This window comes from Mycobacterium europaeum (assembly GCF_034555895.2).
GTDB lineage: Bacteria > Actinomycetota > Actinomycetes > Mycobacteriales > Mycobacteriaceae > Mycobacterium > Mycobacterium europaeum.
On record NZ_CP157315.1, the window covers coordinates 4,653,103 to 4,675,264 of the forward strand.

Consider the following 22,162-nt stretch of genomic DNA (forward strand, 5'->3'; position numbering starts at 1 on the left):
CCGGCCTACTTCTCGCCGGTGAAGTAGGGCAGCGTCACGTCGGGGCCGACCGCATGGAATTGCACCCGCACCCGCATGCCGATCCGCAATTGCTTCGGCGCGACGCCGACGACGTTGGTCAGCATCTGGTAGCCCTCGTCCAGCGTGACGATGGCCGGCGCGTAGGGCGGGGAGAACTCCGCCGTCACCGGCCGGTGAACCACGGTCCAGCTGTAGATCTCGCCCAGGCCGGCGCCGCGTTCCCAGCGCACGTCAGCCGAAAGGCATTGGCGGCAGTGCTCGGTCGGCGGGAAGTTGGCACATCCGCAGGCGTCGCAGCGTTGGTAGCGCAGTTCCCCCGATCGACAGCCCTGCCAGAAGGGCAGGCTGAGGTGACTACTGGCATGGGGCAGCGGGCCGGTTTGCGGGCGCAGGGCGTCGGAGGTCACCGCGGTTCGTCCCCCAGCAGCAGCAGGGTGGTGAACAAGGCGCCCGCCCCCCCGTTGCTGCACAACGCGATGTGCGCATCGGGGACCTGGAGCTCGCCGGCCTGACCGCGCAGCTGCTGGACGGCACGGACGGCCCGTTGCATCATCTGCGGGTTGGAACCCGCGTGGCTGAACGACATGGTTCCTCCGTCGGTGGTGATGGGATGGCTGCCGTCGATGGCGATGTGGCCGTCGGCGACGAACGGGCCGCCCTCGCCCTCGCCGCAGAACCCGAACGCTTCGAGCTGGCGGATGATTTCGAAGGAGAACGGGTCGTAGAGCTCGAGCACGTCGACGTCGTCGGGCCGCAGCCCGGCGTGGGCGAACGCGCGCTCGGCGGCGCGCCGGCCGACCACGCCGTTGACGTATCCGCCGTGCCGGTCCCGCCGCCCGGCGAGGTCCCACGCCGGCGGGTGCTGGTAGGACGGGCCGTGGAAGTCGGCGCCGCTGCCCAGCACGTAGATGGGTTGACTTGCGCCGCCAGTCTTTTCGACGTCGGCCACGACCAGGGCGCAGCCGCCCTCGGAGGTGGTGGCGCAGTCCAGGAGGTGAAAGGGGTCGGCGATGGGCCGCGACGCGGTGATGTCGTCGGGGGTGAAGGGTCCGCGTTGGTAGTAGACGGCTTCGGGGTTGCGCGATCCGTTGTTGCGGATGGTCGCGGCGACGATAGAGAGTTGTTCGCGCGTCGTGCCGTAGGTGTGCATGTGGCGGCGCGCGATGAGGGCGAACTCTGCGGTGGTGAACATGCCCCACGGGGCGACGAATTCGTTTTCCGGCCGCGTCCACGGCGCCGTCGCCTCGTGATCGCGGTACTCGCCGGCCTGGGCGGCGACGAGCACCACCACGTCGGCCATGCCGTGCTCGATCGCGGTCACCGCCTCGGTGATCATGCCGACACCGAAGGCGAGCCCCTGCCAGGCCGGCCCGAGGCGCAGGTCGTAGATGAGCGCGGTGGACAGCGGCCCGGCGCTGATCCCGTCGACGTCGTCCAGGCGCAGGCCCGCGTCGTCGAGCGCGCCGCGGATGGCGCTCAGGGTCAGGCTCCGTGAGGTCTCGCCGTCCAGGCGCCGGCCCTGCCGGGTGTTGTGCACGCCGACGATCGCCGCGGTGCGTTTGGTGGCTGCCACTGAATGATCCTTTGCGTTGCTCTAGTTTTCGTCTGCCACGACGCCGAGGTAGGTGCCGACGACGTCGTACCGCCGCCCGTCGCGGGTGATGGTGCCGATCGTCGTGGCGCGGGCACCGGTGGGCGGCCCGCCGGCCCCCGCGCCCCGTTCCACCACGTCGATCCGCACGTCGACGGGCCGCGCGGTCCCGGGGTCGGTGATTTCGACGACCATCGCGACGGCATGCTCGCGCTCGTCCCATTCCACGCTGGTGATGCGGTGCCGTGCGGTCAACTCCATCACCACCGACTCGTGGCGGACCAAAAACCGCACCGGGGCGCACAATTCGCCGGCGCGCGGGGGCACACAGAGCGTGACCGCCATGTCACAGGCCCGCCGGCCTGGCGCTGATGGTTCCCGACTCCCGCAGCGCGGACAGATCCTGTTGGCTGCGTCCCAGCAGGCCGGTGAGGACCTCCTCGGTGTGCTGGCCGTACAGCGGCGGTACCCGGCGGATCCAGCGCCGCGGCCGGCCCAGGAACGTGAACGGCATGCCGGTGCACAGGAAGGAGCCGGCGACCGGATGGTCGACTTGCTCCCAGAAGCCCCGCGCGTGCAGGTGCGGATCGCGCAGCAGTTCCGGGGCCGGCGTGACACGCGCCGCCGCCACCCCCGCCGCGCGCAACGCGTCGACCGCTTCGGTCACCGCCTGCCGTGCGGTCCAGTCGGAGATCAGCTTGTCGATTTCGTCCGGTTGCTCACGCCAGTCGTCGGCCCCGAGGTCCGGCCGGCCGAGCAGCCGGGCCAGCGCCGCGCGGGCGTCGTCGTCCACCGCGGCCAGTGCCACCCAGTCGTCCTCTCCGCGGCAGCGGTAGACGCCCTGCGGGTTGGCGCCGGGGCCGCGGTTGCCGTTGCGGCGCATCTTGATTCCATTGCGTGAGTATTCGACCAGCATCTCGGCGGCCACGTTCAGCGCCGCCTCCACCATGGTGGATTCGACGTGCATCCCGCGCCCGTCGCGGTCGCGGAGCACCAGTGCGGCCACCGCGGCGAACGCCGCGTGCAGGCCCGCGATCGGGTCGCACACGCCACGGGGAATCACCGGGGGGCCGTCGCGGTGTCCGGTCATCCACGCCATGCCGGTCGCCTGCTCCATCGTCTGGGCGAAGCCCACGCGGTCACGCCAGGGACCGTCGAGTCCGAAGGCGGGCATCCGCACCATGACGGCGCGCGGGTTGGCCGCTCGCACGGCATCCCAGCCCAGGCCGAAGTTCGTCATCACCCGCGGCGAGAAGTTCTCGAGAACGAGATCGCTTGCGGCGACGAGCTCCAGCGCGATGGCCCGCCCCGCCTCGGTACTGAGTTCGACGCTGACGGCGCGCTTGTTGTTGTTGCTGCACAGAAAGACCGGGCCCCACTCCCACCACTGATCCCAGCTGGGTGGGCGCCCGGCGGAGAACCGCATGCCGTCGGGCCGCCGGACGCCCTCGACCTTGATCACGTCGGCGCCCAGGGCGCCCAGCAGTTGGGTGGCGACCGGCCCCGCCCAGAAGGCGGTGAAGTCGGTGATCCGCGTGTCCGCCAGCGGCAGAGTGTCCCCCCCGCGCCGCGGGTTGTTCCGCGGTGGCCAGTCGACGCGGCCATTGCCGGCGCCGAGCCGCGGCGGGGGCCCCGGCGGCCTGGTCGTCATCTCATCGCTGCGATACGGCACCCTCGGCTGCAACCCGCCCGCCCCGGATTCGACGAACACCCCGCGCTCCACGAAATGGTCGATCTCCGGCAGCATTTCGGGTGTCCCGATCGGCGCCACCGGGATTCGGAAGGCGACCGCGAGGTCGACGATCTCCTGGGTGGTGCGCGACCGGGTCCACTGCGTGACCATGTCGAGGAATTCGTCGCGGCGGGCGACGCGCCCGTCGAACGAGGCCAGCTCGGCATCGTCGAGGAGATCGGCACGCTCGATCAGCACCAGGAAGTCCTGGAACTGCTGCGCGGTGATGGTGCAGAAGCCCACCAGGCCGTCGGCGGTGGGGACGATCGAGGGCAGTTCCAGGCTGCGCCGCCCCAACAGGGAGTCCGCGCCCAAGACGCTGGCCGACATGGCGGACAGGCCACCCATCGCGATGACCATCGCCTCGTACGTCGAGACGTCGATGACCTCGCCGCGGCCGCTGCGCGCGGCGTGCCGGGCGGTCGCCGCGGTGACCGCGGCCGCGAAGGTGCCCGCCAGCCACTCGCCGAGCTGCCCGCCCGCCTGCACCGGTTCGTCCTCCGGCCAGCCGCGGCCGGCGGTCGATCCGCACAACGCCTGCAGGATGAACTCGTTGGCGATCACCCGATCGTCGACGTAGGGTCCCGTCGTGCCGAACGGTGTCACGGCGACCACCACGGCCGAAGCGCCGGTGTGGGCGGTGATCTCGTCGAGCGTCCATCCGTCGGTCAAGTCGGTGAGCACGATGTCGGCACCGGCGAACAGCGCGGCGATCTCCGCCTGGCCGCTGTCGATCACCGATCTCTTGGCCGCGGCCAGGTAGGCGAACAACGCCCCGGCCGGTCCGCCGGCCGACCGCTCGCGCATCGAATCGCCCTGCGGCGATTCGATCTTGACCACCTCGGCGCCCGCATCGGCGAACATCTTGCCGCAGTAGGACACGGCGATCCCGTTGGACAGCTCCAGCACACGCCAGTCCGCGAACGGCGCTCCTGCTGCCACGTTCAATTGCCCAGGGTGGTGGCGCGCCCCGAAATTCCGGCGGCTTCGGCCGTCACCTGCGACTGCAGGGCGAATTGGGTCATCCGGGTCCACGCGTCCCGATCGCGCTGGCTGGCCCGGCGGCCCACATGCGTCACCACGTCGACGTCGGCGGCCTGCGCGCGCAGGTAACCGGCGCGGGCATGTTCCCTCGGAATGTGCTGGAACGGGTCGAACGAGTAGGCGGCCATGGCGTTTTCGTGCGTGATCTTGTCGATGACCCGGTCATCGAGATGCCCCATCGTCTCCATCACATCCTCGGGCGCGAACGGCCAGTTGCTGTCCGAGTGGGGAAAGTCGGACTCCCAGCACAGCATGTCCTCGTTGAACCAATCCATGTTGCGCACGCCGACCTTGTCGCTGATGAAGCACGTGTAGAAGTGCCGCTTGAACACGTCGGCCGGCCCGCTGTAACCGGGCGGGAACTTGGCCTGCGTCCACCCCGAATGGCGGTTGTAGACATGTTCGGCGCGCCACAGGAAGTACGGTATCCAGCCGACGTCGCCCTCGGTGAGCGAGAACTTCAGCTGCGGGAAGTCCGCCCAGAACTCGGCCCAGATCAGCTCGGTGAAGGTGAACATGCTCATCATCGACGACGCCGTCATCTGCACACTGGGCGGGGCGTCCGTCGACACCTGCGGCGAGCGCGACGCGGAGCCGACATGCGTGCACAGCACCGTGTTGTTCTCGCAGACCGCCTCGAACAGCGGGTACCAGTACTTGGTGTGAATGCTGGGCATTTGCAACGCCTCTGGATTCTCCGAAAACGTCACCGCATGGCAGCCCTTGTCGGCGAGGCGCTTGACCTCCGTGGCCGCCTCGGCCACGTCGAACAGGGGCAGGATGCCGCAGGGGATGAACCGGCCCGGGTAGGCCGCGCACCACTCGTCGACGTGCCAGTCGTTGTAGGCCTTGATCATCACCAGGTTGACCGCACGGTCGGGGCCCTGGCTGAGGACCTGACCGGAGAAGCCGGTGAAGTTCGGGAAGTTCAGGCCGGCCAGCTGCCCGCCGGCGTTCATGTCGCGGACCCGTTCGTCGACGTTGAAGCAGCCGGGGCGCATCTCGTCGTAGCGGGAGGCGTCGATGTTGTACATCTCGCGGGGCTTGCCCGCCACGGCGTTCAGGCCCATGTTCCGGCCGCGGACGTCGCCGTAGTACCACTGCTGGACGCCGTCGGGTTCGACGACCACCCGGGGCGCGCGGTCTTTGTACTTGGCGGGGACGTGCGCGTCGAACATGTCGGCGGGCTCCGCGATGTGATCGTCCACGCTGATCAGGATCAAGTCGTCCTTGTTCATGCCGCGCTCCTCGATGATCTGCGACTAGTAGACAATGGCGCCGATCACAGTGTCAACCGCCAGCTCGGCGCCGGCATCGCTGTGTTCGATTGCCGTGCAATGCGCGCTGCCCACATAGGTGGTCCGGCAGTTCCGGCGCCGGCTATGGACTAATAGTCGCTGCGGCGAGGGTGCGGCTGGCCGCACTTTCGGGCTCGCGTGTCCGGCTGGCCGCACCCCCGGCGAGATCAGTCGGCCGGCTCGTAGCGCAACATCGTGACGTCGTGCTCGGGGTAGTCGAAGAACACCGGCTTCACCCGCATCCCCACCCTGAGGTCGGCGGGGTCGACGTTGACCATTTCGGTGGAAAACCTTGGCCCCTCGTCCCATTCGACGATCGCCAGCAGCTGCGGAACCGCGTCTGCGAAGTGCGGGCTGACCGGGCGCCGCGCCACCGTGTAGGAATACAACGTCCCCATGCCGGAGATCTCTCGCCACTCCAGGTCATCGGCGAGCGTGCGCGGCGCGCGCACCCGCGGGTAGAACACGTAGCTTCCCAGCGAGGGCGAATACTGGATCACGATGCGGTGCTGCGCCAGTGCGTCCCAAAACGGGGCGGTGGTAGGCGTTTTGACCGGCATCGGGCGCTCGAAGGTGGTCATGTCGGAATCAATCCCCCTCGAGTATCAGCGTGGTTTGCTCCGACAGGATGCCGCCGTTGCCGGACACGAAGGCGCGGTGACAGTCGGCGACCTGCGCCGCACCCGCGCGACCCATGATCTGGCGGGTGGCGTCGCAGACATGGTGCATGCCGCCGGCGAGTCCGGCCTGACCGAAACCCAATTGCCCGCCCGCGGTGTTGAGCGGGAAGTCGCCGCGGAAGGTCAGGTCATGGCCGGCGACGAATTCCATGCCTTTGCCCTTCTCGCAGAAGCCCGCGTCCTCCAGCGACAGCAGCACGGTGATGGTGTAGCAGTCGTAGATGGACACCATGTCCATCTGCTCGCGGGTCAGCCCGGTCATCGCGAACGCGGTGTCGGCTGCCTCGACGATGGGGGTGTGCAGCAGGTCCTTGGCGTAGGTCGGGGTCTTGAAAGGGACGTGTTCGCCGAATCCCTTGATCCACACGGGCCGATGGCGCGCGCGCCTGGCCAGGTCGGCGTTGGCGACGACCACCGCGGCACCACCGACGCAGGGCATCACGATCTCCAGCATGTGCAGCGGGTCGGCGATCACGGGGCTGGCCAGGACGTCGTCGACCGTCAGCGGTTTGTCCTTCCAGATCGCGCCCTCGGTGTGGTTGGCGTTGACCCGCTGGTCGACGACGATCTTGGCCATCGCCCGCTCGTCGTAGCCGTACACGGCCGCGTAGCGTTGGGCCACCTGCCCGTAGGGCCCGTTCTGGCCAAGATTGCCGTAGGGGATCTCGAATTCGGCCTGGGGAGAACCATATTGGTTGCTCGACGACCCGAAGAACATCGCGTCCACCATCGGCCTGGGCTTCTTCTTCGAAGACGGCGTGATGTATCGGGCCGGCAGCGCGCACAAGACGGCGTCACAGATGCCCAGCTCGATCGCCGCGGCGGCGCGCCAGACCATGGCCGCGGCGCTGGCGCCGCCGAGGTCGACGTGCTCGGCGAATCGCGCGCCGACGCCCAGGTATTCGGCGATGGTCGACGGCACGAAGATCTCGGACTCCGCCAGGTGCGACGCCACGATGCCGTTGACCGCGTCGCCGGGCAATCCGGCGTCTTCGAGGGCGGCCGCGGACAGCTCCGCCCATTGCTCGATCGCGAACGGGGCGAGCGAGGCCTTGTTGAGCCGCTCGGGCGGCAGCTCGACGTAGCCGACGATCGCGGCCTCTCCACGTAATCCCATGCGCGGTCCTACTTCCGGGGCAGTCCGAGGATCATCTGCGCGATGATGTTCAGCTGAATTTCGCGGGTACCCCCGCCGATCAACTCGGCGGGCAGGTGCAGGTAGCGCTCGACGATGTCGGGGTCGGCGTCGGCGACCATCGCCGCCCGACCGGTCAAGCGCAGTGTGGCCTCGAAGGTCTTGCGCAACAGCACGTTCATCGCGACCTTGGCGATGCTGGACGCCGGGCCCGACGCCTGGCCGTCGAGCAACCGGATGGTCTCCCGCACGCCCAGCGCCTTGATGGCGTTGGTGTACGCGTCCAGTTCGCCGAGCGCGCGCAGCGCGTCGTCGCGGTCGGGTCCCGGTTCGGCCGCCAGCCGGCGCAGCGCCGCCGCGCGGTCGAACTTGACGTATCCGCTGATGGCGGAGCGCTCTTCGGCCATCGTCGCGATCGCCAGGTTCCAGCCGTCGCTGGGGGCGCCCAGCAACATGTCGTCGGGGACGAAGACGTCGTTGAGGAACACCTCGTTGAAGTGCTCCTGCCCGGTGGCCGTTTTGATCGGCTGGATCTCAATGCCGGGCGACCGCATATCCAGGATGAAGTAACCGATGCCACGGTGCTTGCTGGCTTCGGGGTCGGTGCGCGCCAGCAGCGCGCCAAGGTCGGCGTACTGCGCCAACGACGTCCAGATCTTGTGGCCGTTGATCCGCCAACCGCCGTCGACCTTGGTTGCCCGGGTGGCCAGCGACGCGAGGTCGGAGCCGGCGCCCGGCTCGCTGAACAGCTGGCACCAATGAATCTCGCCGCGTTGGGTCGGCGGAATCAGCTTTTCTTGCAGGTCCTTTGGCGCGGCGGCCAGCACCGAGGGCAGAATCCACTCGGCGATGTTGAGCGACGTCCGGACCAGCCCGGGCCGCTTGGCGAACTCTTCGTCGATGATGAGCTGCTTGAGGGGACCCGCATCGACGCCCCACGGCGCCGGCCAGTGCGGCGCGATCAGGCCGGCGTCGGCCATCAACGTGCGCTGGGGCCCGGAGGCCTGGTCCGGGTAGTCGCCGTGCGGCGCCGGTGTGTCGTTGCGCAACTGCATTGCGGCGTCAAGGGTCTCGGCCACCCACGCCCGGAACTCCGCTTCCGCGGCCCCGAGGTCGACCGACATGTCGCGTTGCCGGGTGCAGGTCAGCTCCCCCAGCCGCCTGGCCCAACGATTCGCCGGGCCGATCGAGGCCGCGAGGCTGATCGCCCGCCGCCAGTACAGGTGCAGGTCGTGCTCCCAGGTGAAGCCGATCGCGCCGAACATGGTCAACGCGTCCAGGACGAGGTCGGGCACCGGCGATATCGCGATCACCGCCGCACCCGCGGCCGCCATCTGGTGCTGCTCGATCGGTTCGTCGGCGGCCCGCACCGCATCCCAGGCCGCGGCGGTGGCCAGTTCGCTGCTGACCAACAGCATCGCGGCGTTGTGCTGCAGGGCCTGGAACGTGCCGATCACCTTGCCGAACTGTTCGCGGATCCGCAGGTGCGCGGTCACCGCTTCGACGCACCACTGGACGATGCCGGACATCGCGCTGGCCAGTAAGCCCAGCGTGACGCACCGCGCGCGGTCGTGGTCTATTCCGGTCAGCACCTCCGAGCCCGCGGCCCGGTAGGCGTCCAGTCGCAAGACCCCGGCGTCGGCGACGAGGTCGGTGCCGTTCACGGGTTCGGCTGTCACGCCGGTCTTTTCGGTGTCGACCGGCACCCAGACCAGGCCGTCGCCGTCGGTGTGGGCCCCGACCAGCACGGTCCGCGCCGCGCACACGCCCGCGGTCACCTCCGACGCGCCGGTGACCAGCCACCCCCCGTCGTGGGAGCGCGCGCTGAAGGCGCCTTCGTCGGGAAGCACGACCGCCGCGGTGGCGCCGGCGGCCAGGTCGCGCAGCAGCGCCTCGGCCGCGGGCGTCGCGTCGGCCAGCAACGCAACGGCCCCGGCGGCGACGGTCGGCAACAGCGGCCCCGGCAACAGCGCCTTGCCCGCCGCCTCGAGAACGCACGCGGCGTCGATCAGCCGGCCGCCCTGCCCGCCAACGCTTTCGGGCAGGTGCACCGCATGAAACCCGTTGCCGACCAGAGCCTTCCACCACCCCGGCCGCCGCCCCGCCGCGAGGTCGTCGAAGCTGTCGCGGGTGGCGGCGATGGGCGCGTGCCGGGCGGCGAACTGTCCGACGGCAGCGCTGAGCTCCTGCTGCTCAGGGCTCAATCCGAGGGTCACGATGACGGCCGAGAGGTGACTAAGGTTGGCCGCACCGACTGCTACCCTTCCGACTCACAAGACGGACCGTCTCGTCTTGTGGCAGACTACCGGGGGCAGTCAGGCTATGTAAAGCGGGCCACCGCGGCAGTGAGGATCACCATATGCCAAGCGATCTCAGCCGAGTGAGCCCGCCGCGGCGGCGCAGCGAGAAGTCGCGCACGGCGATCGTCACCGCCACGCGCGAACTGCTTCTGGAGCGGGGGTTCGACGGTCTGACCATCGAGGCGGTCGCCGCTCGGGCCGGGGTCGGCAAGCAGACCATCTATCGCTGGTGGCCCAGCCGACCGGCCCTGGTCGCCGACGTCATGCTCGAGGACGCCGACCAGCTCCTCGCGGCGGTCAATCACACCGACGATCTGGCGGCCGATTTGGTGGGCTGGGTGCGCAAGCTCGCCACGACCCTGACGACGGCCCGCGGTTCGGCCATGCTGCGGATCTTGACCACCGCGGGCATGGAACACGAGGAGACCGCGGCCAAACTGCGCGCCGGATTCAGTGAGCCCCTGCACGAGGGTGTCCGGGCACGGATCCTTGCCGACGGCATCGACGAGCCGACCGCCGAGTCGGCCGCGGACGCGATCGTCGGCGGCGTCGTCTATCCGATCCTGTCCGACCCGCAACGGTATTCACGACACCGAGCCGAGCTCACGACGCGGCTCATCGTCGAGGCACTCAAAGGTTGATACCGGTCGAATCACCCGAGCGTGATCGCCGCCAGCCCGTGACCGACGCGGTCCGGTAGCGATCCCCCGTGACTGAGCCAGTCGTCCAGAGCGATGCGGACGGTGGCCATCGCCAGCGCACCGATCAGGCGGGGCCTGGGGTCCTGCGCGGCCAACCGCTGTAGGCGCGGCGCGATGAGGTCGGCGATGGCCCGTTCGTAGCGCACATAGATGTGGAGTGTCCAGGCGTCCAGTGTCTCGGAAGACCTTGTGAGGATGGCCAGTTCGCGGATCTGGTCCTCGATGTCGGCGGATCCGGCGGCGAGCTCGGCGAAGGCGCCGATGACCGCGTCGATGGCGCTCAGGTGCTCCGGCTGGGCCGCCAGGGCGGTGGTGATCCTGTTGAGCCAGTGGGCGGTCATGCCCTCGGCGACGGCGTCTTCCTTGGAGTTGAAGTACCGGAAGAAGGTCGCCCGCCCGATGTCGGCCTCGTCCGCGATGCGCTCCACCGTCGTCGCGGCCAGTCCGCGGTCGGCGACCAGCTGAGCGGCGGCGTCCGCGATGCGCTGACGCATCGCCGTGCGTTTCCGTTCGGCCAACGACGTCGTGGCAGCCATTCCCCCGCCTTTTCCCGCGAATCGCACCTGAATCGTAAGACATAGTCTTAGCATGAGACGATGTCTCAGGTTGTCGATTCGCCCGATCAGCGGGCCCCGCACGCGCGCGCCGCCTGGCAGTTCTTCGCGCAGATGGTCACGGACGTCACGAAGATCGTGACCGAGGACGCCGAGTCCGAGCGAGAGTTGCTCGAGGGTCTGCGGCTGATCGCCCGTATCTCGTCCCTGTGCGCGCAAATGACGGTCGAGGCCGACGCGGAGCGGCCCTCGTTCTTCGATATGTGCGCGGACAACCGCATGGTCGGCGGCCCGAATCCCGACGGCAACTACTACCTGGCCATGATTCGTGGGGACCGGAGCTACCGGATCACCGCTTCCCGCGGCACCAGCGCCTACCTCGGGGTGCAGATCCTCGCCGGCACCGGGCTGACGCCGCGCCGGATGGCGGGCTACGTCAGCGACCGCGACTTGGCGCTGCGCTCGGGCGAATTCGCGCTCGTGCTCTCCGCGAACGAGCCCTCGGATCTCGCCGGCGCGCAGTGGGTCAAGATTCCCGACGACGCCTCGTCGGTGGTGGTCCGCGAGTACATCGGTGATCGCGGCCGCGAAGAACTCGCGACGCTGCGGATCGAGGCGTTGGCCCCCGCGCCGCTGACGCCGCTGACGGACGCCGAACTCGCCGATCAGTTCACCGCCATGGCCTGGTCCCTGATGAAGCTCGCGACGCTGCACCGCACCATCAAGCCCGAACTGCTCGGCATGCCCAACACGTTGCTGACTGCGCAGGCCGCCGACCTGGGCGCCGCGGACACCACCCCCGACAACCTGTACATGATCGGGACGTACCGGCTCGACCCCGACGAGGTCCTCATGCTCGACATCGTTGCCCCCGACACCCGGTTCTGGAACGTCACGCTGGAAAGCATCTGGCACGAGTGCCTGGAACCGCGCACTCGGCACAGCTCGGTGACGAATCGCGCGGTGGTGCCCGATGCCGACGGCCGGGTGCGAATCGCCGTCTCCGCCAAGGACTTCGGCGTGGGCCACTGGCTCGACACCGGTGGCCGGCACCGCGGATTCGTCGTCCTGCGCTGGCTGGACAATCCGACGCCTCCCGAGGTGACGGTGTCGGTGCACCGCTGTGAGGAGACGGTATGACGCTGCACGACCGGTTCGCGCCGGAACGGCTGATAGACGCGGCCTGCGAGGAGGCCGGCAGCGACGACTTCGGCGCCGAGGGGTGGCGGCCCGGGCTGCACCGCCTCACCGACGGTCTGATCAACGACGCGCGGCTGTCGGACATCGGCGTGGAGATCGCCCACCTCGACATCATGCGGGCGCTGAAGAATCGCCTGGGCGTGATCGCGTGGCGCAAGGAGCATCCCGAGATCGCCACCAAACCGATCGCGGCGCCGATATTCATCGTGGGCCAGCCCCGGACCGGCACCACCATCCTGTACGACCTGCTCGCCCAGGACCCCGCGCTCCGGGCCCCGCTGACATGGGAGGTCGACGAGCCCTGCCCGGTTCCGCAGCCCGAGACCTATCACGACGATCCACGCATCGCGCAGGCGCAGGCCGGCATCGACATGTCCGAACAGATCATGCCGGGGTTTCTGGCGTTCCATCCGATGGGCGCCCTCGTCGGGCAGGAGTGCGTGCGCATCACCGCCGGGGAGTTCGTCAGCATGATCTTCTCGGTGCAGTACCGGCTGCCCGGTTACTACCGCTGGCTGCTCTACGAGGCCGACCATGCGGGTGCCTACCGTTACCATCGAATCTTTCTGCAGCACTTGCAATCCGGTGTGCCAGGCCAGTGGTTGCTGAAGTCTCCGGCACACCTGTGGCAGCTCGACACGCTGCTGGCCGAATACCCCGACGCACTGATCGTGCAGACCCACCGCGACCCGCTCAACGTCATCTCCTCGATCGCCGCCCTGACCCACCACCTGCGCCGGATGTGCAGCGACGAATCAAGCATCGCCGAGTGCGCGGCCCAGTCCTACGAGGAGATCGCGGTCGGCCTCGAACGCGAGATGGCCCTGCGCGAAAGTGCGGCGGTGCCGACGGACCGCGTGATCGACGTGCAATACCGCGACTTCGTCAACGACCCGTGGACCACGATCAAGGACATCTACCAGCGGCTGGATCGTGAACTGCGCCCCGACGCCGAGCAGAGGATGCGCGAGTTCCTCGCGGTCCACCCCGGCGACGGCGGCCGCGGCCGGTACACCTGGTCGGACACCGGCCTGCAGGAAGGCGAGGTGCGCGAGCGGGTGCGCGGCTACCAGGACCGGTACGGCGTCCCGACCGAACAGCTCCGGTGAAGCGGCAAAGCGTCTGCCGCTCGCTCGAACAGCAGCACCAACACGCGATCGGATGGATGGCCGCAAGCGCGTTCATGTTGATGGGGCACTATTGCGTTGGTGAACACTCCGCAAGGGCCTTCGGGCGGTAGCTCGCCGGATTGGATTCGCCGCTTCGGGCCGGCTGGCAATAGTAAGGGGCCGTTACCGCCTGGGCCTCCGCCCGTACCCCCGTCGGAATCTCCGACCCGGCAGATTCCTCAGGGTGGTCGGCCGTATCCACCGCCGTCGTCACCGAACCGACGGCAACCCCCTGGTCGGCGACCGAGTCCGCCGCCGTATCCGGCGGCCGGCCGGCCGTCCTCCCCTCCGCATCCGCCCGGTGGGGCCCCGGCCCCGCCGCAGGGGCGGATCGGGCCACCACCGCGGCAGCCGGAGCAGGCTATGACTGGGTTGTCCGCTGAGCCGCCTTCCAAGCCGGCGCCCGCGCACAGCAGACGTCGCCTGTTCGGAAGCCGCCGGTCGGTGGCCGTAGTCCTGGCCATCGTGACCGTGGTCGTCCTGGCGGTGGCAGTCGGTGCTGAGCTTTTCGTCCGCCACCTGATCCAGAACAAGGTGGCCAGCGCAGTGGCGTGTGAGGTCCAGGACAGCGCGAGCGTGTCGTTCGCCTCCATGCCGCCGGTCATCTGGCAGTACTTCAGTAGCCACTATCCCGACATCTCTGTGCAGACGGGCGGCAATCAGGTCCGCGGCGCCAAGGGGATGAAGGTCAACCTCGTTATCAGGGACCTCCGCCTGAGCAACACCAACAACTCCAAGGGCACCATCGGCGCGCTCAACGGCACGATCAACTGGTCATCCGATGGCATCAAGACGTCGATCCAGGACGCCATCCCGGTGCTGGGCAGCTTTGTGACCAGCAAAGTCACCACCAACCCCGGCGACGGCACCATCCAACTGAAGGGCCTCCTCGACAGCGCCACCGTCAAGCCCCAGATCGCCAACAACGGGCTCTCACTGCAGGTGGTCAACTTGACCGCCCTGGGCTCGAAGATGTCGACGGATACGGTGCAAAAGGACCTGGACAGTCTCACCTCCAAGGCGACCCAGAACTACCCGCTGGGCATCCACGCCGACAGCGTGAGAGTCACCGATACCGGCGTGGAGGCGACCTTCTCGACCACCAACGCGACGATCCCGGCGAGCTCGTCGTCACAGACCGGTCAGGACTGCTTCAGCGGAGCCTGATTGATCCTTGCACCGGCATCAGCGCACGAGCTCTCGGCGGCGTCAATTGAACCGGGGCAAGGTGATGTTCGGATCATCGTCGGTCAAGTGCACCGCATGGATGCCGGGCTTCTTCTTCAGCTTGCCGATGAGGCTTTCCAGTCCGGCGGAGTCGGTGTGCCAATGCTGCACGTCGTCTGGCTTGTCCGCCATCTCGGCGACGAGACGCTGAAGGTTTTCCGGAGTCTCCCCGTCGGGAGAGGACCCGTCCTTGAGCGACGTGGACCGCAGTCGGGTGCTGACGCCGCTGAGAGCATTCGGCGCGGCTGCACCCAGCGCACCTCCGGCCATGCCGGCCACCGCCATTCCGCTCAGCAGCGTGCCCTCACTTACCGCGGCCGCCGGTACGGCCCCCTGGATTGCGCCGGATAGCACCGCGGCGACGGTTCTGATCGCCGGCGTGGCCGTGGCCCAAGTGGGTGGAACCGAAAGGACTCCGATGACGCCGGCCTGGCCCGCGCCGGCGGACACCGCGGGTCCGGCGGCGCCTAAACCCGTCGAATCGACCAGCTGCGTACCCGACGCGAGACCGGCTCCGGCCACGCCGGTCACGGCCTCGCTCGCAGCCGCCAGGGTGGCGCCTCGCGTCCCCATAACCAAGCCCATGATCGTGTTGATCAGGACGCTGTTGGCGGGCAGGATCAGCTTGGGGATGAGCTCGACGTCCGAGGCGACCGAGTTCACGCTCTGCATCCCAGCAAAGTCCTGCAGCGCGGTAAGCAGCCCCGATCCCGGATTCGGACTAGTCGTCATCGTCCCCAGACTCTGCAGCGTTCGGGGTACTGCCCCGAACACTTGCGAGACCTGCGCCTGCGCGCTGGAACCGACCGAGGTATTCAACGCACGCGCCGCCTGCAACAGCTGACCGGACGCCCCCGTGGGATTCGTAGTCGTCGGTGGTTCGGCGAACGGTGTCACCGTTGTGGCGGCGGCTGACCGGCTGGCATAGGTGGACATCGCCACCGCGTCGCGCGCCCACATCCGGGTGTACTGCGCCTCGGTGGCGGCGATCGCCGGCGCGTTCTGCCCGAAGACGTTGGTGGCCACCAACGATGCCAGCTCGCTACGGTTGGCCGCGACCACCGGCGGCGGCACCGTAGCCGCAAATGCGGCTTCATAGGCCATGGCACCCGCCCGGATCTGTGCGGCAGTCTGCTCGGCCTCGGTGGCCGTCGCGCTCATCCAGGTGACGTACGGCCTGGCCGCAGTGGCCATCGCGACCGAGGAGGGACCCTGCCACGCCGTCATCAGACCCGAGATGACTGAAGAGTAGGCCGCGGCGGTGGCGTGCAGCTGGGCCGCCAACGCATCCCACGCCTCCGCTGCGGCCACCATCGATCCCGAGCCCGGACCGGCATACATCCGGCCGGAGTTGACTTCCGGCGGGAAGATTCCGAAATACATAGCACCGTCTCCTAGGCCGCCGAAGCGAGTTTCCCGGGCCGTCGGTCCGCGCGAACGGCGATCATTTTGGGACCGCCGGCACGATGAAGATGTTGACGGGGCCGCTGGCCTCCCCCGTGGCGGACGCGGCGGCCGTAGCCGTCGAAGGTGCGGCGCTGGTGCTGCTGCTGCCGGCGATCGCCCGTCCGGCCAGGCTCGACAAGGCCATGTTGCCGAACAAGCTGCCCTCGCCCGGCGCCGCGGCCGCCGCAACCGGGGCGCCCGCCACCCCACTTTCGGCGAACACCGCGGCGACCGGTTTCACCGCCGGGGCGGCCATCGCCCAGCCCTGGGGTACCGACAGGCCGCTCACCAAGCCGGCCCGCCCCATGCCCGCCGTCACCGCCGAGCCAAGACCGCTCGTGCCGGAGCTCACCAACCCTGTTGCCGCCGGCGTCGCCGCCGCCAGTTTTCCCGCGGCATCGGTCAGGTTCACCCCGGCCTGGGGCAACAGATACAGCTGCGCGCCCAGCAGTTCGGGGACTCCCCCGATACTGAAGAGCGACAACGGGGATGTCGGCCCACCGACGTAACCGAGAAGCGAATTGAGCGACGACGCGAGCGATGCGGGAGCCGACGACGACGGGGTCGAAGCGGCGGGCGCGGCGAGGATGTGCAGTGACGAGGGTACCGCGGACATGACCTGTGGCAGCGCCTGCGCGTTCGCCCCGGCCGCCCTCGCTGAGTTCGGGGCAAGGGCGGCGGCCTGCCTTACCGCACCGGCCGGATCGGTGGTCTGCGGTGGTGAGCCGAACCGGGTCATCTCCGAGGCGGCCGCCGATGCGCCCGCATATCCGTACATGGCCGCGGCGTCTTGGGCCCACATCTCCAGGTACTCGGCCTGAGTCGCCATGATGGCCGGTGTGTTTTGGCCAAAGAAATTGGTCGCGATCAACGCCGTCAGCCGCGCCCGGTTGGCCGCGACTACCGACGGCGGCACCGTTTCCGCAAACGCGGCTTCGAAGGCGGCGGCCGCCGACCTGGCCTGACTAGCCGCCTGCTCAGCCTGTGCAGCCGTGGCTGTCAGCCAAGCCGTATAAGGCACGGCGGCAGCCAGCATCGCTAAAGATGAGGCGCCTTGCCATCGGGCCGTCAACGCCGAGAGCACCGAGGAATAGCGCGCCGCCGTAGCGTGCAGCTCAGCGGCCAGGCTGTCCCAGCCCGACGCGGCGGCCAGCATCGGACCCGATCCCGGCCCCAAATACATACGCCCGGAGTTGATTTCCGGCGGTAGCGCCCCGTAATCGACGAACAAGTCAATCCCCCCTCCCGGCTGATGGCGTCACAGCGAACAGTCGCCGATACGCCGCGACCTCCGAGTGGAAAACGCCCCCGTGCCTGCGCCGTGGCACATGAAGAGGGCGAGGAATCCGGCGCTGTGGCCGACCACCACCAGCGCTGAGCCCACGAGCGGTCGGGCTATGCGGGCCGGCGCAGGGTCCAGCGCCGGCAAAGTGAAGCGGCCTGGATCGTGCAGACGTCTGTTCGCAGACTTCCATGAGAAGCCGCAAGCCATGTCTCGCCCTCCGCGTCACACCACTGCCGACCGAACGGTCAGCTTCGTACCGGGTATTGCGCAGGGACCGTTGGCTGTCGAAGGACGACACGCAGTTGTGGCGAGCCCCACCGCCGTTCTGCGTCGGTCGGGGCCGACGCAGCTTGACTGTTTGTTCGCCAGTCAACGCGAGTCACTGCGCGACTCACAACGGGAGCGATCCGATGCACAGGAGATTGCCAGGAGCTTCCATCAGAACCGCCAGCCGGTCGCCCGCGGAGGTTCGGTTGCGCACGAGGCGATTTCGAGAAGCCGATTGTATTCGGCAACGTCCGGCCCACAGGTCAGCGCTTCGGCGATCGAACCGGCCTTGACGCGCGCCGCTGTCGCCGCACGCCCAGGCCGTCAGAACGGCGCGTCGTCGTCACACGGTGGGTAAAGTTCGGGCGAAGCGGCACCGGCCTATCAAACGCCTTCCGGTCGTTGACGATTTTGACGCCGGTGCCCAGCAAGGCCTGAGGAGCGGCCGTGGACGAGGACTGCCTGAAGCTCACCACCTATCTGGCCGAGCGCCGGCGAACCGACGACGGGTTTGTCTCCGATGTGTTGCTCGACCTCTATGCGCGGCATCGGATCGCTTGTGGCGTGGTGCTGCGCGGCATCGGCGGCTTCGGGAGCGGGCGCCACCTGCGAACCGACGAGTCGCTGTCGTTGTCCGAGGATCCGCCCGTCGCGATCATCGCCGTGGACACCCGCACGAACATCGAGGCCTTGCTCGGCCCGGTCCTTGCCGTCAAACAGCGCGGCCTGGTCACCCTGGAGCGGGCGCGGCTGCTGCGCGACGGAATGGAACCACTGGAACTCCCCGACGAATTGCGCGAAGCCGTCAAGCTGACCGTGTACGTGGGCCGCAAGGAACGGGCCAACGGCGCCCCGGCCTACGTCGCCGTCTGTGACCTCCTGCACCGGCGCCGGATAGCCGGCGCCTCGGTGCTGTTGGGGGTGGACGGCGTCACCCACGGGCAGCGGCACCGGGCGCGCTTCTTCGGCCGGAACGCCAACGTGCCGATGATGATCCTGGCCGTCGGCTCCGGCGATCAGATGGCGGGGGTGGTGCCCGAATTGGCCCAGTTGCTCCGCCGACCCATGTTCACGCTCGAGCGGGTCCGCATCTGCAAACGCGACGGCGAGTTATTCGAACGGCCGCACGCGCTCCCGGGGGTCGACGAACGCGGTCTGCCGCTATGGCAGAAGTTGACGATCTACACCTCCGAGTCGGCCCTGCACGACGGGGTACCGATTCACCGCGCCATCGTGCGGCGGCTTCGTCAGCGGGAAGCGCCCGACGGCGCGACGGTCCTGCGGGGGGTCTGGGGATACCACGGGGACCATCGGCCGCACGGCGACACGCTGTTGTCGCTGCACCGCCGCGTTCCCGTGGTGACCACCGTCATCGACACCCCCGCCAACACCGCCGAAACCTTCGACGTGATCGACGAATTGACGCGCGATGACGGGCTGGTGACGAGCGAGATGCTGCCCGGGGTGGTGTCCGACGAACGCGACACCGACGACGGCCCCCCGCGCATGGCCGACCACCGCTATTAACTAAGTCAGCCGGCGACCGACGCGTCGTAGATCGACTGGATCGCCTTGTCCAGGGTGGCGTTGAACTGCTCGTCGGACTGGTCGACGGTGAGACCCTCGGTCAGGGCGCGGCTGAAGCTGGCGATCAGCCCCGCGTTCTTCGCCAGCAGCTCGTTGGCCTCCTCGCGCGAATAGCCGCCGGAGAGGGCGACCACCCGCATCACCTTCGGGTGCTCGATCAGGGGGCGGTAGAAGTTGACCTCGCTGGGCAGGCTCAGCTTGAGCATCACGCGCTGCCCGTCGGGCACGTTCTCGAGTTGCTTGGTGATCTCGTCGCGCAGGATCGACTCGGCGTCGGCTTTGTCGGAGATCGAGATGGTGACCTCGGGCTCGATGATCGGCACCAGACCGTGCGAGAGCACCTGATGGCCCAGCTCGAACTGCTGGGCGACTACGGCGGCGATGCCCTTGGGGTTGGCGCCGCCGATGACCGACCGTTCCTTGGTGCCGAAGACGCCGAGGCCGGCGGCGCGCTCGAGCAGCTCGTCCAGCCCGGGGATCGGCTTCATCAGCTGCACGTCGTCGGATGCCTCCGCCAGGCCCTTGTCGATCTTGAGGATGGGCACCACACCCTTGGTCTCCCACAGGTAGGTGGTCGACGGCTTGCCCGCGATCTGACGATCCATGGTCTGCTCGAACAGGATCGCGGCCAGCACGCGGTCACCGGTGAAGACCGGGGAGGTGATGATCCGCGACCGCATCTGGTGAATGAGGTCGAACATCTCCTCCTCGGAGGAGTACGCGTCGTCCTGGATGCCGTAGAGGCGCAGCGCCTTGGGAGTCGAACCGCCGCTCTGGTCGAGCGCCGCGATGAATCCCTTGCCCGACGTCATCCGCTCCGCTTGCTTCTCGTTCGGCATGGAAGTCCTCCACTCCTTCGTGGTCGGCGTCAAGGTCACGTCGCGTGCGGTGCCGCGCATCCTTGAGATGATCGTGCCGATCATATTCGGCCGATCAACGGCCGGGGAGGCAGGTCGTCAGAGGTCGGCTTGGCCCGGTTGCGGGGCGGCGGGTCTGCCGCGCCACAGCGCCATGCGATCCAGGAGCCGGTCGCGCAGGACGAGCGTGTGGAAGAGCACGGCGCACACGTGGGCGGTGAACGTCGCGAACAGCAGGACCGCGAAGGCGCCGTGGCACTCGCGCAGCGCCGCGAAGACGTCGATGCTGCGCGGCGCGATACCGGGCAGTTTCACCGGCCCCACCAGCGTGACCGGCAGGCGCGCCGCCGACAGCGTCGCCCATCCGGTGAGGGGCTGCGCCAGCAGTAGGGCGTAAAGCAGGTGTTCCGACCACGTCGCGAGGCGCCGTTCGGCGCCGCTCATGGTGGACAGAAACGCCGGCGGCCGGTGCATGAGCCGATTTCCCAGCCGCACGACGGCGAACGCCAGGATCAGCACACCCAGCGGCCGATGGAAGGCCAGCAGCAGCGGGTAGTAGCTCAGGGAGGCGACCATGGTGACGCCGATGAGCAGTTGTGCGATGACCATCGGCGCCATCAGCCAGTGCAGCAGGCGGGCCGGGAGCGCGAAACGCGTCGCGGCGTTGCCTTGCTTCATCCGAGCACCCGCGAGACGTCGACTGCGCTGGGCGTCTTGGGTTCCTCCGCGCGTCGGGTGAACGAGCGGGCGTAGATGGCCGATCTCGCGGCGAGCAGCGGGTCATCGGATGCGGTGATGCCGTCCGGCAGCACCAGCGGGTCGAAGTTGACGTCGCGGGCGGTGCCGGGCGCCTCGGTCTGCACGGCGGTGACGGTGATGGTGCCGGCCTCGATGGTGCGCCGCGACCGCGGCCAGGGCTTCGTGGCGTCGTGGGTCGGATCGCCGGGCTCCCCAACCGTGAGCACCAGCCGCCAGCTCAGCGGTCCCTGCGCCAGCGTGCGGACGAGGTCGTCGAACAGGTAGTCCTTGCCGGCCGGCGCCGCCCGCGGGTTCGCCGCCTCCTGCGGAATGACGGCCCAGCGCACCGGAACGGTCGCTCCGGCGCGGTTGGTGAACCGGAAGGCGTTGAGGCCGTAAAAGGCGCTGTCGGCGAATCCCGCACCGGGCGCGCCCTGTTTGATGACCTTCATCGCGGCGACGGTCTCGGGGTGGCGGGCGAGGAAGGCGGCCATCTTCTGCGGGTCGGGCCTGCCCGTCTCGGGCCCCGGCGCGGACGCGAGGAGCCGCTCGTAGAAGCCCTGCGGCGTGCTGTCCGGGAAGACGGGGATGTTGATCATCGCGGTGCGCCATTGCTGGCCGTCGGGGCCCTGGAAGAGCAGGCCCAGTCCCCGGACCGTGGCGGACGCGTCCGCCTGGTCCGGCAGGCCCCCCGACAGGGAGAACCGCCCGATCAGCGGCACGCTGCCCTCCCGGAAGACCGCGGCCCGGCAGATCGCCGCCGCCGCGCCCGTGCTCGCGAAGGTCCCCACCGCGCCGAGGCCCTTGGCGTGATTGCGGCGAAAGCCGTCGTGGCGTCCGTAGACGCGTTCGAAGCGGTCGGTGAATCGGGACGGGGTCAGCGCCCCGGGCCGCAGCCAACCGCCGGCATACGCGAAGCCGCCCACATCGGCCGCGGCGATGCCGGCCACCGCCCCCATCCCCAGCAATGCGCGCCGGCGCGACAGCGCGTCGGCAAGGGAACGGGGTTGCTTGGCGTCGACGGTCGGGCCGTCCTGCTCGCCGCCGCGGTCACCGGTCTCCATGCCCACCGTCCTCGGATACTTGCGCAGGCCACCGGGCCCGTCGGACACACTCACAGGACGGTGCCGGCCGGCGATTCGTTCACTCGTTTTGAGAGTGGTCGGCCGAGTGACATACCATCGGGTAAACAACTTGCGGCTGCATCTGTGGCTAGCTGCGCAGATCGACGGAGTGTGTCTCCTCCGACGGCAAGCGCCTTCCGTGGGGTTGAACAAGCAGCCCCCGGGCTTGGCAGCCTGATTTGAGAGCTAACGGTGTCCCGCCAAGG

General features: G+C 68.8%; 19 protein-coding genes. 5 read left to right on the plus strand and 14 right to left on the minus strand.

Annotated features, from left to right (window positions below; translation table 11 throughout):
• Window positions 1-5: 5 nt before the first annotated feature.
• The 8 genes from U8D42_RS21450 to U8D42_RS21485 all read right to left on the minus strand — a co-directional run bounded on the left by U8D42_RS21450 (window position 6) and on the right by U8D42_RS21485 (window position 9,717).
• A complete protein-coding gene (locus tag U8D42_RS21450) occupies window positions 6-428 on the minus strand; it encodes a Zn-ribbon domain-containing OB-fold protein (protein WP_322858286.1) in 423 nt (140 codons plus the stop codon).
• Window positions 425-1,594, minus strand: coding sequence for a thiolase family protein (locus U8D42_RS21455; protein ID WP_322858285.1), 1,170 nt, complete (start codon window positions 1,592-1,594; stop codon window positions 425-427). The genes U8D42_RS21450 and U8D42_RS21455 overlap by 4 nt, the downstream gene beginning before the upstream one ends.
• 21 nt (window positions 1,595-1,615) lie before the next feature.
• On the minus strand, window positions 1,616-1,957 hold the full coding sequence (locus U8D42_RS21460) for a hypothetical protein (protein ID WP_322858284.1): 342 nt from the start codon (window positions 1,955-1,957) through the stop codon (window positions 1,616-1,618).
• 1 nt (window position 1,958) lies between these two features.
• Complete coding sequence (locus U8D42_RS21465; RefSeq protein WP_322858789.1) at window positions 1,959-4,286, minus strand: CaiB/BaiF CoA-transferase family protein; 2,328 nt, start codon at window positions 4,284-4,286, stop codon at window positions 1,959-1,961.
• A gap of 2 nt (window positions 4,287-4,288) precedes the next feature.
• A complete protein-coding gene (locus tag U8D42_RS21470) occupies window positions 4,289-5,626 on the minus strand; it encodes an amidohydrolase family protein (RefSeq protein ID WP_322858283.1) in 1,338 nt (445 codons plus the stop codon).
• Window positions 5,627-5,853: 227 nt separating this feature from the next.
• Entirely contained in the window at window positions 5,854-6,267 is a 414-nt protein-coding gene (locus tag U8D42_RS21475; protein ID WP_085239346.1) for a Zn-ribbon domain-containing OB-fold protein, read from the minus strand.
• Window positions 6,268-6,274: 7 nt separating this feature from the next.
• A complete protein-coding gene (locus U8D42_RS21480; RefSeq protein WP_085239345.1) occupies window positions 6,275-7,483 on the minus strand; it encodes a thiolase family protein in 1,209 nt (402 codons plus the stop codon).
• A gap of 8 nt (window positions 7,484-7,491) precedes the next feature.
• The gene (locus U8D42_RS21485; RefSeq protein WP_322858282.1) at window positions 7,492-9,717 is read right to left on the minus strand and encodes an acyl-CoA dehydrogenase; all 2,226 of its coding nucleotides are present in this window, start codon (window positions 9,715-9,717) and stop codon (window positions 7,492-7,494) included.
• A 143-nt stretch (window positions 9,718-9,860) separates the two neighbouring features.
• Here U8D42_RS21485 and U8D42_RS21490 point away from each other — a divergent pair, with 143 nt between their 5' ends.
• Complete coding sequence (locus U8D42_RS21490) at window positions 9,861-10,442, plus strand: TetR/AcrR family transcriptional regulator (RefSeq protein WP_322858281.1); 582 nt, start codon at window positions 9,861-9,863, stop codon at window positions 10,440-10,442.
• Between the two features lie 11 nt (window positions 10,443-10,453).
• Here U8D42_RS21490 and U8D42_RS21495 read toward each other — a convergent pair whose 3' ends face one another.
• Window positions 10,454-11,038 (minus strand): TetR family transcriptional regulator, encoded by a 585-nt coding sequence (locus U8D42_RS21495; protein ID WP_322858280.1) that lies wholly within the window; start codon window positions 11,036-11,038, stop codon window positions 10,454-10,456.
• A 60-nt stretch (window positions 11,039-11,098) separates the two neighbouring features.
• On the opposite strand from U8D42_RS21495, the gene U8D42_RS21500 reads away from it, so the two are divergent.
• From U8D42_RS21500 to U8D42_RS21510, 3 genes are all read left to right on the plus strand, one after another.
• Complete coding sequence (locus tag U8D42_RS21500) at window positions 11,099-12,196, plus strand: DUF1214 domain-containing protein (RefSeq protein WP_322858279.1); 1,098 nt, start codon at window positions 11,099-11,101, stop codon at window positions 12,194-12,196.
• Window positions 12,193-13,365: a sulfotransferase family protein gene (locus U8D42_RS21505; protein ID WP_322858278.1), complete on the plus strand. Its 1,173-nt coding sequence runs from the start codon at window positions 12,193-12,195 to the stop codon at window positions 13,363-13,365. The genes U8D42_RS21500 and U8D42_RS21505 overlap by 4 nt, the downstream gene beginning before the upstream one ends.
• Window positions 13,366-13,869: 504 nt before the next feature.
• Window positions 13,870-14,592, plus strand: a complete 723-nt coding sequence (locus U8D42_RS21510; RefSeq protein WP_085239339.1) for an LmeA family phospholipid-binding protein — start codon at window positions 13,870-13,872, stop codon at window positions 14,590-14,592.
• 42 nt (window positions 14,593-14,634) lie between these two features.
• On the opposite strand, the gene U8D42_RS21515 is transcribed toward U8D42_RS21510, so the two are convergent.
• Both U8D42_RS21515 and U8D42_RS21520 read right to left on the minus strand, forming a co-directional pair.
• The gene (locus U8D42_RS21515) at window positions 14,635-16,035 is read right to left on the minus strand and encodes a PPE family protein (protein WP_322858277.1); all 1,401 of its coding nucleotides are present in this window, start codon (window positions 16,033-16,035) and stop codon (window positions 14,635-14,637) included.
• 61 nt (window positions 16,036-16,096) lie between these two features.
• Window positions 16,097-17,281 (minus strand): PPE family protein, encoded by a 1,185-nt coding sequence (locus U8D42_RS21520; protein ID WP_244275246.1) that lies wholly within the window; start codon window positions 17,279-17,281, stop codon window positions 16,097-16,099.
• 816 nt (window positions 17,282-18,097) lie between these two features.
• On the opposite strand from U8D42_RS21520, the gene U8D42_RS21525 reads away from it, so the two are divergent.
• Window positions 18,098-19,177, plus strand: a complete 1,080-nt coding sequence (locus U8D42_RS21525; protein WP_085239336.1) for a DUF190 domain-containing protein — start codon at window positions 18,098-18,100, stop codon at window positions 19,175-19,177.
• A gap of 5 nt (window positions 19,178-19,182) precedes the next feature.
• On the opposite strand, the gene U8D42_RS21530 is transcribed toward U8D42_RS21525, so the two are convergent.
• The 3 genes from U8D42_RS21530 to U8D42_RS21540 form a co-directional block, all read right to left on the minus strand.
• Window positions 19,183-20,076 carry a fructose bisphosphate aldolase gene (locus tag U8D42_RS21530; RefSeq protein WP_322858276.1) on the minus strand — a complete coding sequence of 298 codons (894 nt, stop codon included), beginning with the start codon at window positions 20,074-20,076 and terminating at the stop codon, window positions 19,183-19,185.
• A 117-nt stretch (window positions 20,077-20,193) separates the two neighbouring features.
• The gene (locus U8D42_RS21535; protein WP_322858275.1) at window positions 20,194-20,772 is read right to left on the minus strand and encodes a cytochrome b; all 579 of its coding nucleotides are present in this window, start codon (window positions 20,770-20,772) and stop codon (window positions 20,194-20,196) included.
• A complete protein-coding gene (locus U8D42_RS21540) occupies window positions 20,769-21,896 on the minus strand; it encodes a catalase family peroxidase (RefSeq protein ID WP_322858788.1) in 1,128 nt (375 codons plus the stop codon). Before U8D42_RS21540 ends, U8D42_RS21535 begins: the two co-directional genes overlap by 4 nt.
• Between the last annotated feature and the right edge of the window lie 266 nt (window positions 21,897-22,162).